Source organism: Candidatus Xiphinematobacter sp. Idaho Grape, from assembly GCF_001318295.1.
GTDB lineage: Bacteria > Verrucomicrobiota > Verrucomicrobiia > Chthoniobacterales > Xiphinematobacteraceae > Xiphinematobacter.
In genome coordinates, this window is the sequence record NZ_CP012665.1 from 451,013 (window position 1) to 467,986 (window position 16,974).

Sequence of the window (16,974 nt, forward strand, 5' to 3'; positions counted from 1 at the left end):
AATGCTCCTCTGTTCAAGGGAACGAGGAGAGACTCCCCTCATTAGGGTGCAGGTGCATAAGCACCGCGCTAGGCCGCGACGGATTTTCCGATATCTCCCTCCTAAAAGGGGTATGAGGAGACACCCGGCCCAGGGACACATCCACACCTTTTCTTCCGGGGAAGAAAAGGCCCCAAAAACCCCCTCGCCAAGTCTGAAGCTTTAGTAAGTTGGAAAGGTCCTCCATAATCTATCCACCAGCGATTGCAGGTAGAATACTGACTTCATCCCCATCTGTGACGGGTGTAGCCTTTTCCTGGAGGAACCGAATATCTTCACCATTGACAAAAACGTTAATAAAACGGCGAATGTTTCCCTCTTTATCGCAAATGCGTTCTCCAATGCCCGGATAGGTCTGATCGAGTCGAATGAGGATCTCAGCGATGGTAGTTCCCTCCATGGTAACAACATCTGCTTCCGCAGTTAGTTTACGAAGCGGAGTGGGGATACGGATATAAATTGGCATAGGAGAAGACTGCAAAAATCAAGGCGTACAGAAAAGAACTATTTGTGAGTTAGCCTGACATAAAACAATTATCGAACGCGGAGATAGAGGGGTCGATGACATGAAACGTCTTAGATTTTCCATCGAGAGCTTCCTGAGTTTTCAGTCCATTCCCAGTGATGCAAAGGACAATTGTGCTATTGCGAAAAATGCTGCCGTTTTCAATGAGTTTCTTGGTACAAGCGATGGTAACACCTCCTGCAGGTTCAGCAAAGATGCCCTCGTATTCTGCAAGAAACTGTATACCCTGGACGATTTCTTCATCAGTGACATCCTCGCAGCCCCCTCTGGTCTTCCACATGGCGTGGATGGCGTAGTAGCCGTCAGCCGGAGTGCCAATAGCCAGGGACTTTGCAATGGTTTGAGGATGAGCAACCGGTCTAACGGTATCGGTATTCTGTCTAAAGGCTGTACTGATGGGAGAACAACCCGTGGCCTGTGCGCCGTGGATAGAAAATGGCGCTTCCTTGACCAGTCCAACGAGAGCAGCCTCTTGGTATGCTTTATAGACCTTAGTAAGTAAAGAGCCGCTAGCCATACAAACTACTGTGTGGTCAGGGATTCGCCACCCGAGCTGTTCTAGAATTTCAAAGCCTATCGTCTTGGAGCCTTCAGCATAATAAGGGCGGAGATTAACGTTAACAAACCCCCATCCATACTTTCCGACGATTTCTAGACAGAGCCGATTCACGAGATCATATGAACCTCGGATGCCGACGACTTGAGTTCCGTAGACGAGGGAAGCAAGCACTTTACCCCGCTCCAGGTTATGAGGAATAAAGACATAGCTTTGCATGCCGGCTGCGGCAGCATGAGCAGCTACTGAATTTGCGAGATTTCCTGTTGAAGCACAAGCAATCACCTGGAACCCAAGTTCTTTAGCACGGGAGAGTGCTACGGATACTACACGATCCTTAAAGGAAAGAGTTGGATAATTAACACTATCGTTCTTAATCCAAAGTTCCTTGACACCAAGGAATTCAGCTAATCGAACAGCGCGGATCAATGGTGTAAACCCTACCTGTATACCAACTGTTGGCTCTCCTTCAATAGGAAGAAGCTCTTTGTAACGCCACATAGAATGTGGCCGACTCTCAATGAGAGAATGACTAAGAGTTCCTCCGATCGCCTGATAGTCATAGACGACCTCCAGTGGTCCAAAATCAAACTCACAGACATGTATCGCTTCTTTTGGATAGAGGCGGCCACACTCACGGCACTTGAGGTTTTTAAAGTAAGGCTTCCCGTTTGGCTTCATAGATGTTGCGTATCCACAATCTGCACTAAAACTAGCTATACCGTTCACACCGCTTAAGACTAGCAGTAAGTAGCAGGCGGACTTTCTTCTGGCACAAGAAAGAAAGCCCAGGGGGAATCTATTGCAAGGCAATCAAAGTAGCAAGCCACTTTCACTGACTCCTGCAAGGAATGAGAATCAGATTACTCACACATTACTGGGCTATTGGAGCTTCTTGAAATGGATGCGCAAGACACGCCGTCCATCTGTAGCGATAACTGTGGCTAGGTAGTTACCAATACGGATATTTTCTCCTTTGAAAGGAATATGGCCAAGTACGGATGTAATGTATCCTCCGATGGTACTTACCTCTGAGGTTCCAAAGTTAAGGTTGGCCATTTCTGCGAGCTCGTAAAGGGCAAGGATCCCGTCTACTGTGAATTCTTGTTCGCTGATTTTCTGAAATTCTTTTTTTCCAGTATCAAATTCGTCCTGGATGGAACCAACAATCTCTTCTAGGACATTATCGAGAGTGACAATACCTACAGCACCACCATATTCATCCACAGCGACAGCCAGATGTGCATGTTTGTTAAGAAAAAGGCGGAGAAGTTTTTCTAGCCCCATTATTTCCGAGACATGGAGAAGATCCCTACGAATTGCCATCCAGTCCGTTTTATTCTCGTACACCGAAGCAAGCAGGTCCTTAATGTGAACAAGGCCAAAGGAGTTGTCTAGATGCCCGCGGCAAAGGGGAAGGCGAGTGTGTCGTGAAGTGATGGCTCGACGTATTTCCTGATTGAAAGGCTCTTCGACATCGAGGTAGACCACGTCCCCACGGGGTGTCATGATGTCCCTGACCACGCGCCTACGCAGGTCTAGTACGTTAATGAGGAATTCCCTCCCCATAGAGGTGACCTCCTCGGATTTTTCACTCTCAGAGAGAATCATGCGCAGCTCTTCCTCACTGTGGACAAGTTCGGAGCCTTTAGCAGGTTGGATATGCAAAATATGTCGCAGAAGTGCGTTGGATAGCCAGTTTAGTAGTTGGATGAAAGGGCGAAAAAGCCAGTAAAACCATTGGAGAGGACGACTAACAAAAAGTGTAATAGGCAAGGCTTTACAAATAGCTAGAGACTTGGGAGTCATTTCTCCTAGGACGATATGTACTACAGTAACCGTAAGGAGCCCAAAAAAAGTTGAAGCACTGTGAACCATTGCTGGCGTTTGAATGCCTGCTTTGTAAATGAGCGGGGCGATTATGCTGGCTAGAAATGGCTCACCGATCCAACCTAGTGCTAGGCTTGCAATGGTAATTCCCAATTGAGTGGCAGAGAGGTAAGCATCCAGGCTAGAGGTGATCTTTTTTGCCTCTCGAGCTGCACGATTGCCCCCTTCCAGTAGGGTTTCCAACTGTGTGGAACGTACCTTAACGATGGCAAATTCTGAGGCGACAAAGAAACTGTTTATAAGGACAAGGAGGAAAATTGCACAGAACTTGAAAAAGATAAGATCCGGAAACTCCCATTCTGTGACAGTCCTTCCCGTGGAATCCGCTGAAAGTAGGTGGGCAATAGCTGGTGGATTCATGAGGGCATTGAGGTGGTGAAGGAGAGTCTAACAGAAAATAGGAGGCGGCTGTAGCCGGTCAGAAGGTTCTTCTTGAGAACTTCCTTGGGGGGCAGCGCTCTGGAGAACACCTAAACATCCAAGTAGAGCACGCAATACTCCCAGAGGTGTTTCGTGATGAACAGGAGTCGCACTACCAACTAGACCTCGTGACCCCCGGAATAAGGCCAGCAGAGGCAAGCTCACGAAAGGTGATGCGAGATAGCCGAAATCTACGAATAAAGGCACGGCGTCGGCCCGTGATCTGACATCGATTTACCAACCGAGTCGGACTAGCATCGCGGGGAAGCTGAGCCAAAGATACATAGTCCTTTTTGGCCTTAAGCTCGGCTCGCAAGGCAGAATACTTCCGGACCGTTCTGAGTTTGCGCTTGTCTCGCTCAAGCCATGATTTCTTCGCCATAATTAATTCTGGCACCATATAAAGAAGCTTTCTCTTCCTTGCAAGGAAATTTTCATAGGGTAAGATTTCATGCAAAAGCATTCTAATAAGAGGTGCTCAGAGTAGATTTTGGGAAGGTGCGTTGGCGCTCCCACACAGGTATCTTCCCCTTGCCAATTTTGGTATGGATGATAGACTCCCTGCAGGGTAGTTAGGCAGCTGAAGCCGTCGCTTAGGGATCGCTTCATTTTGGGTAAGCGATGGGCGACCGTTGCTGCCAGACAGGCTTTGCACGGAGCGGGAAAACTGGGACTGCAAGTCTGCTATGGAGCGAGTGGCAGGCCCAAATGCTTTTGTAAAGCTGGCTACGTAATCCTCCCACTTGTTATGCGGTTAAGGTTAATTATCAGTTACGATGGAGCGCCGTTTCTTGGATGGCAAAGCCAACTAAAAGGGGACACGGTCCAGGGTGTTGTCGAAAGGGCGTTTTTCAAGATCGTTGGCAGGCGTGTTATCGTTCACGGAGCTAGTAGAACAGATGCTGGCGTACATGCCTTGGCACAATGCGCTCACGCAGATATACCGGATGGGCGGATGGATCTTTCTGACTGGCGTCGGGCGCTAAATGCCAATCTTCCGGGGGCAGTTCGGATTTTGAAAGTGTTACAGACTGCTTCCAGCTTTCATGCGCGCTTTGCTTCCATTGGCAAGATCTATCGATACCGTATTTGGAACTCGGAAGTGCTCCCCCCCCTAGAGCGTGGCCGTGTTTGGCATGTACCCAACTTTCTTGATTTCGGGGCATTACGTTCTAATGTAACCCTCTTCGAGGGTCGACACAATTTTGTATCCTTCGCGGTTAATGGAAGCAACAACACAGACAATACTGTACGTACACTGCGCACCGTGCAAATTAGCCGTTGTTCTGGGGGGGAAGTTCGGCTGACCTTTGAGGGAGAGGGATTTCTCTACAAAATGATTCGTGTACTCACTGGGACTCTCGTACGGCTTGGACAGAAAAAAGAGGATATTGGTTGGGTTTCTAGGCTACTGCTAGGTTCTTCGGTGAAAAGAAGGAAAAGTCTATGCATAGCTCCAGCACAAGGGCTATACCTTGTCCGAGTCCTTTATGGAAGGAAACCGAAATGCTGAAAGATTGTATCTGACCTAGCTTCTCCTGCGCTCTGTCGGTCCGCCTTCTCTCTGAAAATGCGGGGAGATCCGGCTGCGAGTTTCTAGAGTTTCTAGATATAAGGTTGCCTAGTTGTGAGTCTTTTCGAGACAGTTTAGTATGTCCCCCCATACAAGGGAGGTAGTAGATTGGAAATACCACCGATGGCCAGAGCGTTTATATGATTGATTGCAAACCCAGTTGGTTCTGGTCTCTGCATAGGTGTCCTTACGAGAGGCAGCCCACTTCCCGTAGAGGTCGCTCTTCCCGACAGGAAATTAAGGATATGAAAGACTGCTCGCCCCAGTTAAGAAGACAGCCCTCTCGCTTTCGGAGGCTCGTGGGGTCTTTTGTGCCTGTCCTGGGTGCGGTAGTTCTTCTGACTGGGAACGCTTCATCCAGTTTTAGACAGGGCGTCCCTTCGGCGTCCTCTCCGGTGGTCCTAAGCGAACAAAAAAGGAAGGAGCTCTTTCTCACAATCAGGAAAGGCGGCCCAGCTTACGTTCCTTTACCACTAACTGCTCTGCCTGCAGTGGCGACACAGCCTTGCCCAAATTTCCGTAAGGGGAGTGTTTTAGCTGCTGGATGGCCAGCAGATTCTTCCGAGAAGGCGCTAAGAGCTCAACCAGCTTCTCCTAGAGTGTCTCCTCGACCTAGAATTCGATCAGCTTTGAAGAAAGATGGCCTTTGTACCACGGTCGCGACTACTCATACTGTCGAATCTATCTTTCAGCAGAAGCCTGTAGTTGCCGGAAGTGCCAGGAGCTCCGGAAAGGAGCGTCGATATTTAACGCCAACTGTGCGCCGAGCTATTGATCGGGCACCTGTAAGGAGAGGCCGGTGGAAGTATATCATCATTCACAATAGCGGAACTCGGAGAGGTAACGCTCGTGCTTTTGATGCTTATCATCGGCGAGTGCGCCGGATGAAGAATGGACTTGCCTACCACTTTGTTATAGGCAACGGTAGGCTCTCTAGAAATGGAGAAATTGAGGTGGGCAATCGCTGGAGGAAGCAGATCAATGGTGGGCATGTAGCAAGCGACTACTTGAATAATATTGCTATAGGGGTTTGCCTGGTAGGAGACTTTAATAGACATGCCCCAACTCCGCAGCAATTGGCTGCTTGCAAGGAGCTTACTTCTTGCTTGCAGGCTCGTGTTGTTGGACACCCCAGGAGACGCCGGGTCATGGTGCTTGGGCATCTGGAGGTTAATTCCAGGCCCACGGACTGTCCTGGTCGGAGATTTTCTCTGCACTGGCTGCATAGGAAATTTCCAAGTAGGTGAAGGCTTTTGCAATGTGGAGGCAAAGTGGGCTTGCTGGACATGCCACTAGTTTATCGCTCAAGGTGTTGGAGTAGGACCAGGGAAGGTAGGCACATCAGGGGGATTTTCTAGAATGGAGTGGTTGCAGATTGCCTGGCCCTAAAGGCATACCGGTGCAGCGCGGACTCTACTGGGGGAAAGAAGAAGGTGGGAAGGAATAATTTATACGGTGCGTGTCCAATTCTCTTTTCGCGCCATAGAGTGACCAGCATTGTAGCTTCTCAGCATTAGTGAGAAATGGAGGAGAGAGGAGGTATTAATTGAGTTGGCTAAACAATGTAGGAGGGTTTGGGCTATTTTATCCGGCCAGGCTCTGTGCCCCACTTGGTCCCTACCGTTCTCTCCTTCTTCCAGACAGAGTTAACATGCTCTTCCCGTATGGTCTCTGCAAGTAGATGTTGCCCCATCTGAATTCATGTCCGAAATAGTACAAGTTTCCTTAAAAAATCTCTCTTTTACCCAAGGGATTTCCAAGTTGACACTAGGTGAGAATGTCTTCACGCTGCTACCCATCGATTTCCTTTTTTCATGAAACGTACTTATCAACCATCCAAACGCGCGCGCAAGCGGCAGTTTGGTTTTCGGGCACACATGAAAACAAAGGCAGGCCGGTCCATTTTAAGCAGTCGGCGTCAACGTGGACGCAAACGCCTGCTGCCAAAAGGAGCTGAAGTTCCCTACCAACGGCATACTAAAGCCTAAGGTGGAGAGTCGGATTTTAGAACCAGTTGCTGACGGCCATAGTCGGCCAAAGGTTGTACGGTTAACTTCCTCTAAGGACTTCCGTAGAGTGACGAAATTTGGTAGAACGATTCGTTCTTCCTTCTTGTGCATCTCGTACCTAGTGACGGAGAGCAGTGGGTGGGGGGATACGTGTCACGGTGGTTTGCGGGTCGGATTAGTAGTATCTAGGAAGGTTGGGGGTGCGGTGGTGCGAAACCGCCTCCGGCGTAGGCTGAGGGAGATTTTTCGTAAGTTCCTCTTGCAAGGTTCCTCTTGCCATTGGATGGTAGTGACAGCACAGTCCGGAGCCGGTGCAATTGCATTTCCTGAACTGGAAAGGGAATGTTTATTTCTTGCACGTAAGCTTTTGATTTTACCTTCTTCCCCGTGAGAAAACTTCTTTTGCTCCCATTGAAGGGGTACCGCTTTCTTGTTTCTCCCTGCCTCCATATTCTTGTGGGGCCTGGCTGTGGGTGCCGGTTTGAGCCTACTTGCTCCCGGTATGCAACAGAAGCTATCCAAGTGCACGGGCTTTTACGTGGGTCGGTATTAACACTCTCTCGTATTTGCAAATGCCATCCTTGGGGCGGATGGGGTTACGATCCCGTTCCACGATTCCGTTCCAGGGCTTCCGTCTCCAAATTGCATGGACCGTAAATCTTGGATCGGGCTTATTTTGTCCATTACCGGTCTAATTGCCTGGGAGTGGTTCTATCTTAAGAACTTTGCTCCCGGACAAGACTACTCGAAAAGTCCTTCCCAGGCAACTTCTGCCCCCTCCTTTTCAGTCCCATCTTCTCCACGCCTCCCCCCTTCTCCCTTACCGATTATCTCCGAGACTGCTATGCTACGTAATTCTACAGCAGATTATTGGTTTACCGGCTTTTTTGGAGGGATTTCCAAAATTGTCGTCCAAAAGCACTTAGGAGATGATCGTACGCCAATTTTGCTCAGTAGTGATTCTAGACTCCCTATCGGGGCCCTCTGGGTAACCCCTACCACCCTCATGGAGGGGTTTGCAATGACAACTGATAGGGCCACGCACTCTGTAACTTTTACTAAAGCCTCTGAAAACGGTATACAAATCACTAAGCGTTTTTTTCTTCTTCCCGATAAAGACCGATCCAATCAATACAGAATCCGGCTTGAGGTTTCCTTTTGCAATCCCACTTCTTCCGATATCTACTGGCCATCCTATTGGATTAGCGTTGGGAATGCGGCTCCCATTCATTCCAGCGATCTCCCGAGTTATACCCAACTCAGTTGGTCAAATGGCGGTAGATTAACTTCCATTAATGTAGACTGGTTCGATGGCTCCAAAATTCCGCTTCTCGGGATCGAAAGGCGTACGCCTGCTAAGCTCTACCAGCGTAGAGTTCCCTCCGTTAAGTGGGCTTCCGTGAGCAACCAGTACTTTTGTACTTTTCTTATGGTGTCTGATTCATCAGGAGACGGTGTGTGGGCGAGTCGGATACCCTTGCGTGGTGATTCGCAGTCATATGGAATTGAGGGAAGGATAGAGCTACCCGGATTTCGGTTGGCATCTGGAAAGACCAGGGTGCAATCCTTCACTATCTACTCTGGCCCTAAGGAATTGAACCGCCTGCAGGTCATGGGTGATGGACAAGAAGGTATCTTGCAATACGGTCTATTCGGATTTGTCAGCGAGCGGTTGCTCTGGATAATGAACTGGTTCTACGGTGTGTTCGGAAACTATGCGTGGGCTATTATTGCGCTAACATTGTTAATAAAACTAGGCCTTTGGCCTTTGCAGAACAGGGCTACACGAGCTATGCGGCAGATGTCTCTGCTTGCACCCAAGGTCACCGAATTACGAGAAAAATATAAGGACGATTCCCAAAAGACGAATGAGGAAATGATGAAACTGTACCGTGAATACGGCGTAAATCCTTTTGGCGGTTGTCTTCCTATGTTGGTACAAATTCCAATTTTCTTCGGGTTTTACACTATGCTGGGTACTTCTATTGAATTGCGAAATAGCTCATTCCTTTGGATTCGTGATCTTTCTCAACCAGACACTGTGTTGCATTTGCTAGGATTTCCGATCAATCTGTTGCCTATTCTGATGGCAGGTACAATGATATGGCAAATGGCTATCTCTCCAAAGAGTGGCGATGTGCTGCAACAGAAGATCTTCTACTTTATGCCACTTATTTTCCTTGCATTTTGTTACAACTACGCCAGTGGGCTAGCGCTTTATTGGACTACTCAGAACGTTTTCTCCATAGTCCAGCTCTATCTGACTAGGAATAGTCCGTTGCCTCAGCTTGAAAGGAAGGTGGCGATAACACGGAAGAAGGAACATTTTGGTAAGTAGTATAATCCTGTCCTAAAAAACAGTGGGCTGGCCTTCCAGCAAGACGTGAATTTGGGTAGCCAAGCCGATCCTGGTTGCCTGCTTCAGCAAGCGCATAAGAGGTTCATCTAAAGGCTCATAGCTAAGTCGGAAAGTACCATAGTGCATGGGGATGAAGATCTGAGCCCCTAACTCTTGGAAAGCCTGTAACGCCTCTTCTGGATTCATGTGCACATCTCTCTGTAGTGGAGGGTCGTATGCGCCGATAGGCAAAAGCGCCACATCAATGGGGCGTCGCTGTGCAATTTTCTTAAAACCATCAAAGTAAGCGCTGTCGCCACAGTGGAAAATGGTACGTCCTCTATACTCGATCAAAAATCCTCCAAAGCCTCGATGGGTATCATGCAGCACACGCGCCCCCCAGTGGGCAGCAGGCGTCAAGGTGATCTGTAACAAACCATGCTTGTAGGACTGCCACGTTCTTAACTCCTGGATTTTTTGAAATCCCAATCCATGGACCAAGTTGCCAACATTAATGGGAACAATAATTGATTGGTCAGCGGCGATGGCTCGTAAAGTCTTGCGATCCAAATGGTCAAAGTGAGCGTGCGTTACCAGTACTAAATCGATAAAGGGCAGGTCATGGAGCTCAAAACCAGGATACCGTACGCGTTTAATGATCTTTAGCCACTTTGCCCAATTAGGGTCAATTAGGATACTATGCTCGAGCGTTTGAATCAAAAAAGAAGCGTGACCGGCCCAGGTTATACAGATCTGGTTCCCAATTAAAGCTGGAAAATGGATAACTCTTCTCCGCAGCCCCCGGCGGCGTTCAAGCAAAGAAGGGATAAGAATATCCCCTAGAAAACTCCTCTTGCGCCGTCCCTCTGCTAACTGCATGCTAGTGCGATTTTAAATAGAAATAGGGCAGGGTAACACTTCCTTGCTGATCGCTTCCTATCTCCATAAATCTTTCAGTTAAGACTTCTTGAAATACTACTAATGCTTTGCCCCACTTGCCAGCCTCCTCATCTCAGAGGGAAGTTATCCAGCTAATTGAGAAGAATGCCAGAAGAACTTGCGTGTAGGGCATGCTCTCTTGAAAAAGACATAGCCCTTCTCCATAGGCAAAAAGCGGAACTGAGAGCTTTTGCGAGGGTGATTCTGACTCAAACGAGTCATTCTGCTTTCCTACTGCGATCGGAAAATATGCGCAACATTCTTTGTGCTTCTCCAGTGTGGAACACCTCCCGCTCCATACTAGCATTTGCTCCTACTATCTCCGAACCAAATCTTTTACCAGCAGACTTTCGGGAAAGGGACATTTTTTGCCTTAAAAGGCTAAATTCACACTATAAACCAGTAGCAATCTACTCCCGTAGGGACCTAAAATTAGGCCCATTAGGAATCCTAGAGCCCAACTCGAAGAGAACCTTCCCTCTAGGAAAAATTGACCTTATCCTAGTCCCTGGGTTAGCTTTTGATCTAAGGGGGGGAAGGCTTGGGCGAGGCGGGGGGCATTATGACAGAATCCTCTCACGTCCGGATTGTGTCGGAAAAGTCATAGGCGTATGCTACGCTGCGCAGGTGGTAGAGTATGTCCCTAGGGAAAGGCATGATCTTCCGGTTGGCGCGTTACTGACAGAAAAAGGGTTAGTCGAAATTACCTCCCCCCTAAATCCCCAGACATTTTGAGGAAGGCTCCAACGAATCATTTTTCAGGCTTACAGAAAATCTAACCGAAGCGACACGCTAGGCGATGGTTTCTTAGGATTTAACTAGGTTGGATCTTTGGTAAGAAGTAAGCGTTCGGTAGTTTCCCAATCCATACAGGAATCAGTGATGGAAACTCCGTACTGAAGTTGAGAAAGGTCCTGCGGGAGAGCCTGGCTTCCAGAGCGTAGATTGCTCTCCAACATCATGCCTATAATATCTCTTCTTCCAGCTGCTCGCTGCTCTAGAACATTCTCCCAAACTAAAGGCTGACGATGTGGGTCTTTACCCGAATTGCTATGGCTGCAATCCACCATAATTGCAAGAGGAAGGCCGGCCTTACGCAGTAGTTCGACCGCAGCAGCAGTTTGGTGTGGCTCGTAATTAGATCCCTCTCGACCACCACGAAGGACGATATGACTATCTGGGTTGCCAGTCGTTTTGATGATACTAGTACGACCATTCTGATCCATCCCTAAAAAGCTGTGTGGGATGCGGGCAGAACGCATGGCATCAATGGCTGTTTGAATGCTACCGTCAGTGCTATTCTTAAAACCAACGGGCATAGAAAGACCGCTAGCTAATTCGCGATGGGTCTGTGACTCTGTTGTCCGTGCTCCGATGGCAGACCAAGAAATCAAGTCACCAATATACTGGGGAATAATAGGGTCTAGAAATTCAGTTCCTGTTGGTAACCCGAGCTCTAGGATATCGATAAGAAGCTTGCGAGCTAAAGCGATACCACGCGCTAAGTCGCACGAATCGTTGAGATAAGGATCATTAATAAACCCTTTCCAGCCGACGGTCGTGCGTGGCTTTTCGAAGTAGACGCGCATGATGATATGAAAACGCTCCGCCACTCTGTGTTTTAACTTAGCCAACCTGGCAGCATACTCCAAAGCCGCTTGTGTGTCGTGAATAGAGCAAGGCCCAACAATGACCATTATACGCTGATCTTTGCCTCGCAAAATACGACGCTCTACTTCTCTGCTCTCTAAGACAAGATGCTGGATGGTTAAGGTGCTAGGAAGCTCTTTTTTAATTTGGACAGGAGCGACAAGACGCGTTAGATCCTTAACGCGCGAGTTCTCTACCGGGGAAGATCCCAGCGGGGAGTGCAAAGATGATGCGTCAGATTTCAATCAAGGGATATGGTACTCTATTTCTTCTAGTTTGTTAATGAATTTAACAGTGGTGGACTATGTATGATATATAGAAACAGGGAACGCAATTAGGAAAACATGGAAACCCGTATAGAAAAAGAATGAGAAAAAATGTAGATGTCGTCTACTTGATGGTGCCGGTTGTGGGAAGACGCAAAAGCTGAAAATTGCAACACCCTATCCACCTCTACATCTCCCTAGAGAAGCTAGCGCCTTTCCAACAAGGAGGGAAGGGAAGTTGCTTGGATAGAAACAATTGTTAATAGAACAAACTGTGGATTGAATCGCTGACTGCAAGAGCAATGGTTGTTGAACGGCTTCATCCAATGTACTTACTTTCCCGTCGAGTGTGCTTCGAGCCTTTTTATCCTAGGAGCATGCTCAAGTTTGATATTCATCAAAATTTATCATAGTGGTGTTCGGTCTATGCCTACAGAGCCTCTTGAGGACTCTTCTAGTGATATTTTGTGTAAGGCTATGCGTGGCCTAGAACTTTCCCCGGCAGAAGTAGCAAAGAAAGCCCAACTGCCTTTGGAACACGTCAACGCTTTGTTAAGTGGCGAAGGAGACGAGTTAAGTTTGCAGCTCGTTGCTACGGTCTTGCATCTTCATCCGAAACGGTTGTTATCCATTCGTCGCAATGAGTATCACCCCCGCATCTCCTGCCCACCAAAAGAGTGGCGTCGATTTCAGACGGACTTTGTAGGCACATTGGTTAATTCGTACCTAATATGGGATACCACAGCCCACTCTGCGGCTGCATTCGATACCGGATCAGATGCTTCGGGACTGCTCAACTGTCTAACTAAATACCAGCTGCAGTTAAAATTTCTCTTCTTGACCCATTCCCATGGCGACCATGTTTTCGATTTGGATCGCATTGTAGAAAAAACCGGTGCTGCTGCGTGGATTGCCGAGGAATTACCAGGGACGCAACTTTTGCAGCCTGGACAAACATTCTTGATGGGTGGTTTTGTAATAGAGGCACGACGAACCTGTGGGCATTCGCCATCAGGGATTACCTATGTCGTCCATAACCAAAAATATTCAGCCGCTTTTGTGGGGGATGCGCTTCTCGCTGGCTCCATAGGGATGCCTAGTTTTTCCTATCAGAAAGCTTTACAAACCTGCGTATTAAGCATCTTTTCCCTTCCCGAGCATACACTTCTGTGTCCTGGACACGGCCCTCTAACCTCTGTTGGAGAGGAAAAGGCTTCCAATCCGTTTTTTCCTTTGGAAGTTCCTGAATACTAGGCAGCCAGTCGTCAGTTAAATCGTAATCGTTTGGCAGATAACAAGTTGCACATATTTCAACACATAGACGTGACTTATGGCATGCTACCGAACAGCCAATGATACTTAAAGGGAGAGAAAGCGCAACGCACCACATGGCCCCTCTTTCCTTAGGGCAATAAAAGAAGCCACCCTCGGACAACGAAGGGTATAGCAGGGGTGAGTGTTCTCCCTGTTTCTCCATTCTATGAGGCACCCAGCATTCCCTTTCTCGCCATCCCTTTGGATCACCATCTGCGCGTTTTTTTTGCAGTCTTGCCAGAAAAAAGTGACGAGAGAATACGGCAAAGAATTCCAAGAATCTATTTGCATTGGAGTCTTCCAGTCCCTTAGTGGGACAGAAGCCTGCTTTGGTCAAGACGCCATGATTGGAATTCAGATGGCAAATGATAGGATAAATGCTCAAGGCGGAATTTTAATAGGCGGAAAAAGTGGGGGGATCCCATTGCGATACCCAATAAAACTTATCGTGCGAGACAATCAATCCAGGGCCGGAGAAACTTCAGCCATCGTTCGAGAACTCATTAGCAGAGACCGTGTAGTGGCTCTCATTGGGGAGGTAGCCTCAGGGCGTACATTGGAGGCCGCTCCTATTGCCCAGCGCTATGGGGTCCCTTTAATTGCCAACGCTGCCTCTAATGACAGGATCACGCAAGGCAAAGATTTTGTCTTCCGTGCAAGTTACAGTGATAGCCAACAAGGACAAGTAATAGCAGAATACATGCGTTCTATAGGGAAAATTCATGCGGCAATCCTGGTGGATGTCAGCAGAGATAGTAGCACGACCATAGCAGACAGCTTTCAAAAACAGTTCGTTGTTCTAGGTGGTTGCATCGTAGCAGACCTGGCCTATAATGGCGGCGATAAGGACTTTCAGGCACAGCTTACCACTGTCAAGGAGTCGGGAGCTGACTGTCTTTTTCTTCCAGGATACTATACCGATTGTGCTACCAGTATGAAACAGGCACAACTTTTGGAGCTAAAACTCGATGTGTTTGGGGCAGATGGTTGGGATTCCACCGACCTTATAAGGGTGGCTAAGGAGTCCGCTGAGGGAGCAGTTTTCGTAAGCGCCTTCTCCGCCGAGGACCCTGACCCGAGGGTACAGGCCTTCGTTCAAAACTACCAGAGAAAACATGGCAAGGGAGAAAGACCTATGGCATTTACTGCAACAGCCTTCGATACATTGATGCTCCTAGCCGATGCCATAGAGCGTGCAAAGATCGATCCACAAAATCTTAACCTTCATGACGTTTCAGAACTGCAAAAGTTCCGCCGAGCTGTTCGTAATGCACTTTCAGAAACCCGTGGTTACAAAGGAATCAGTGGTCAGATTACTTTTGAAGAAAGTCGAGACTCCAGGAAGCCCCTGGTGCTTTTGCGTATCCGGAACGGAAAGTTTCGATTCCTTCAGAAAGTTACACCTGAATAGGAAAACCTGTTAGTCGTTTCTGGAAAAAAACCGCTTTAGCTTTCTCTGCAAGGAGAATTGATGTGGAAGCGAGATGCTCTGGCTACAATCCTAAGAGGCAAATTCTCTGCACAGAGAAACGACGGATAGGCTAGAAGAGCCGACCACATGTATCAGTGTTTTCTTTTTCTTTAGAGGATTTAAGATATTCTTTTCTTGTTTTCCGAATCAGAGATCCTGTGCCTCGAAAAAGCCCTCCAGCTGACGCTTTCTAGTGGGATGGCGCATCTTACGCAGGGATTTCGCTTCAATTTGGCGGATCCGTTCGCGCGTCACGTTGAACTGGCGTCCCACCTCTTCCAGGGTGCGGCTATACCCATCCGTCAGCCCGAACCTTTGCTCAAGGACTTGCCGCTCACGCTCGGTCAGTGTTGATAACACATCCTTAATTTTATCCTTGAGTAGAACAATCGCAGCCATGTCGGCAGGGTTTTCGGCTCTCTTATCTTCAATAAAATCGCCGAAACTAGTATCTTCACTATCCCCCACCGGGGATTGTAAAGAAATAGGCTGCTGGGACATTTTAAGGACGGCCCGTACACGTTCAACTGGGAGCTGAATTTCTTCAGCAACTTCTTCAGGAGTGGGCTCACGCCCATACTCCTGAACAAGCTGTTTTTGCACACGAATGAGTTTGTTAATCGTCTCAATCATATGTACCGGAATACGGATCGTACGAGCTTGATCAGCAATTGAACGCGTAATAGCCTGCCGGATCCACCAGGTGGCGTAGGTAGAAAATTTGTAGCCGCGTCGGTACTCGAATTTTTCTACTGCTTTCATTAACCCCATGTTTCCTTCCTGAATGAGATCAAGAAAGGAGAGGCCGCGGTTCGTGTATTTCTTAGCAATGGAAATTACTAGACGGAGGTTAGCTTCCACCATTTCCGTTTTTGCCACTAACGCTCTCCGATGCCATTGTTTCAGCTCATCGTACTGCACGGCAAATTCTTCTGGGTTCAGCCAGAAGCAGTTCTCCATTTCCTCAAGCTGTCGGATACGTCTCCGATGCTCAGAGGTGTTGTTGCCATTACCATGATGCTTCGCGCCTGTGACTTCACCATGATGAAGACAGGAAAGCGCGTGATGAGTTTCGTCGGCAAGGCTAACAAAATCTTCTACAACTTTCTGCTTAAAATAAAATTTCGGGTATAATCTCCTAAGAAGGACCAAGTTTCTCTCGAAGTCCCTCCAATCTTGCGGAGCTGGGTGGCTGTGCCCAGAAATCTTAGACTGATAGATGTCGGAAACCAATTCAGCTTGTTTGTAGACCTGTTGGCACAGTCTTGGCAGTACCTTCATATAACGCTCTCGGCTCTCAATCTTCTTGTCTAGAATGACGCGATCAAAGCGTTCTCTGGACTCCATCAATTTTTGAGCAAGATCCAGATGGGCTTTTGCAGTAAAGCCGAAGCGATACAGAATACTTTGCACCCTCATCTCGGCCTCCTCAATGCGTTTGGAGATTTCTACCTCTTGTTCACGTGTGAGCAAGGGCACTTGTCCCATTTGTTTGAGATACATGCGCACTGGATCGTCAAGAATATCAAGCTTATTGTCCTGTTTTTCATCCTTTTCCTCTTCTTCATCTGGATCTTTTTTGTCCTTAATGCGATCCACTTCAGAAGATTCGATGATATCAATCTCCACAGCACGCAACTGTCCAATAACGGATTCAAGATTCTCTGGGTCATGAACTGCCGCCTTGGGAAGAGCTTCATCGAGGTCCTCGTAAGTGACATATCCTTGTTCCTTAGCAAGCTTAATCAGCTCACGCACTTTTTCCTGAAGGAGCTTTTGCTGTTCTTGGATACCACTCACCTCAGTAGGGTAAAGTGAAATAGAAAGTGGACTACCATTGCCGGGCGGGCTGTTTTTGTTTTCGGAGCGTAGACGCTTTTTAGCAGAGCTTCTGACGGGCTGGGTAACTTGTACGGCTTGTTTAGCAGGGTGTTTTCCCTGAGAAGACTTTTTTGCCGCGGGAGAGGAAGGCTCGGTAAAGGT

General features: G+C 47.9%; 16 protein-coding genes. 9 read left to right on the top strand and 7 right to left on the bottom strand.

What is annotated here, in order from left to right:
• Positions 1–229 precede the first annotated feature (229 nt).
• The 4 genes from AMD24_RS02085 to rpsN all read right to left on the bottom strand — a co-directional run bounded on the left by AMD24_RS02085 (position 230) and on the right by rpsN (position 3,813).
• The gene (locus tag AMD24_RS02085) at positions 230–505 is read right to left on the bottom strand and encodes a MoaD/ThiS family protein (RefSeq protein ID WP_062100458.1); all 276 of its coding nucleotides are present in this window, start codon (positions 503–505) and stop codon (positions 230–232) included.
• A 49-nt stretch (positions 506–554) separates the two neighbouring features.
• Positions 555–1,802 carry a threonine synthase gene (gene thrC, locus AMD24_RS02090; protein WP_062100459.1) on the bottom strand — a complete coding sequence of 416 codons (1,248 nt, stop codon included), beginning with the start codon at positions 1,800–1,802 and terminating at the stop codon, positions 555–557.
• A gap of 201 nt (positions 1,803–2,003) precedes the next feature.
• Positions 2,004–3,371: a hemolysin family protein gene (locus AMD24_RS02095; protein WP_082383009.1), complete on the bottom strand. Its 1,368-nt coding sequence runs from the start codon at positions 3,369–3,371 to the stop codon at positions 2,004–2,006.
• 172 nt (positions 3,372–3,543) lie between these two features.
• Positions 3,544–3,813 (bottom strand): 30S ribosomal protein S14, encoded by a 270-nt coding sequence (gene rpsN / locus AMD24_RS02100; protein WP_062100858.1) that lies wholly within the window; start codon positions 3,811–3,813, stop codon positions 3,544–3,546.
• Between the two features lie 228 nt (positions 3,814–4,041).
• On the opposite strand from rpsN, the gene truA reads away from it, so the two are divergent.
• From truA to AMD24_RS02130, 6 genes are all read left to right on the top strand, one after another.
• Entirely contained in the window at positions 4,042–4,944 is a 903-nt protein-coding gene (gene truA, locus AMD24_RS02105) for a tRNA pseudouridine(38-40) synthase TruA (protein ID WP_158404353.1), read from the top strand.
• Between the two features lie 659 nt (positions 4,945–5,603).
• Positions 5,604–6,251: a peptidoglycan recognition protein family protein gene (locus AMD24_RS04405; protein WP_158404355.1), complete on the top strand. Its 648-nt coding sequence runs from the start codon at positions 5,604–5,606 to the stop codon at positions 6,249–6,251.
• Between the two features lie 567 nt (positions 6,252–6,818).
• The gene (gene rpmH, locus AMD24_RS02115) at positions 6,819–6,992 is read left to right on the top strand and encodes a 50S ribosomal protein L34 (protein ID WP_062100462.1); all 174 of its coding nucleotides are present in this window, start codon (positions 6,819–6,821) and stop codon (positions 6,990–6,992) included.
• Between the two features lie 88 nt (positions 6,993–7,080).
• Positions 7,081–7,404: a ribonuclease P protein component gene (gene rnpA, locus AMD24_RS04340; RefSeq protein WP_235503206.1), complete on the top strand. Its 324-nt coding sequence runs from the start codon at positions 7,081–7,083 to the stop codon at positions 7,402–7,404.
• On the top strand, positions 7,401–7,670 hold the full coding sequence (gene yidD / locus AMD24_RS02125) for a membrane protein insertion efficiency factor YidD (RefSeq protein ID WP_062100463.1): 270 nt from the start codon (positions 7,401–7,403) through the stop codon (positions 7,668–7,670). The genes rnpA and yidD overlap by 4 nt, the downstream gene beginning before the upstream one ends.
• Entirely contained in the window at positions 7,660–9,351 is a 1,692-nt protein-coding gene (locus AMD24_RS02130; protein ID WP_062100464.1) for a YidC/Oxa1 family insertase periplasmic-domain containing protein, read from the top strand. Before yidD ends, AMD24_RS02130 begins: the two co-directional genes overlap by 11 nt.
• A 12-nt stretch (positions 9,352–9,363) precedes the next feature.
• On the opposite strand, the gene AMD24_RS02135 is transcribed toward AMD24_RS02130, so the two are convergent.
• Positions 9,364–10,230, bottom strand: a complete 867-nt coding sequence (locus AMD24_RS02135) for an MBL fold metallo-hydrolase (RefSeq protein ID WP_062100465.1) — start codon at positions 10,228–10,230, stop codon at positions 9,364–9,366.
• A gap of 165 nt (positions 10,231–10,395) precedes the next feature.
• Between AMD24_RS02135 and AMD24_RS02140 the strand changes: the two genes are divergently transcribed.
• Complete coding sequence (locus tag AMD24_RS02140) at positions 10,396–11,025, top strand: 5-formyltetrahydrofolate cyclo-ligase (RefSeq protein WP_062100466.1); 630 nt, start codon at positions 10,396–10,398, stop codon at positions 11,023–11,025.
• Between the two features lie 83 nt (positions 11,026–11,108).
• Here the strand turns inward: AMD24_RS02140 and AMD24_RS02145 are convergent, their stop codons facing one another.
• Positions 11,109–12,185 carry a 3-deoxy-7-phosphoheptulonate synthase gene (locus tag AMD24_RS02145; protein WP_269464967.1) on the bottom strand — a complete coding sequence of 359 codons (1,077 nt, stop codon included), beginning with the start codon at positions 12,183–12,185 and terminating at the stop codon, positions 11,109–11,111.
• A 447-nt stretch (positions 12,186–12,632) separates the two neighbouring features.
• Here AMD24_RS02145 and AMD24_RS02150 point away from each other — a divergent pair, with 447 nt between their 5' ends.
• Both AMD24_RS02150 and AMD24_RS02155 read left to right on the top strand, forming a co-directional pair.
• Positions 12,633–13,460 (top strand): MBL fold metallo-hydrolase, encoded by an 828-nt coding sequence (locus tag AMD24_RS02150; RefSeq protein ID WP_082383012.1) that lies wholly within the window; start codon positions 12,633–12,635, stop codon positions 13,458–13,460.
• 226 nt (positions 13,461–13,686) lie between these two features.
• Entirely contained in the window at positions 13,687–14,931 is a 1,245-nt protein-coding gene (locus AMD24_RS02155) for an ABC transporter substrate-binding protein (RefSeq protein ID WP_082383013.1), read from the top strand.
• Between the two features lie 207 nt (positions 14,932–15,138).
• Here the strand turns inward: AMD24_RS02155 and rpoD are convergent, their stop codons facing one another.
• Positions 15,139–16,791, bottom strand: a complete 1,653-nt coding sequence (gene rpoD, locus AMD24_RS02160) for an RNA polymerase sigma factor RpoD (protein ID WP_320408889.1) — start codon at positions 16,789–16,791, stop codon at positions 15,139–15,141.
• Between the last annotated feature and the right edge of the window lie 183 nt (positions 16,792–16,974).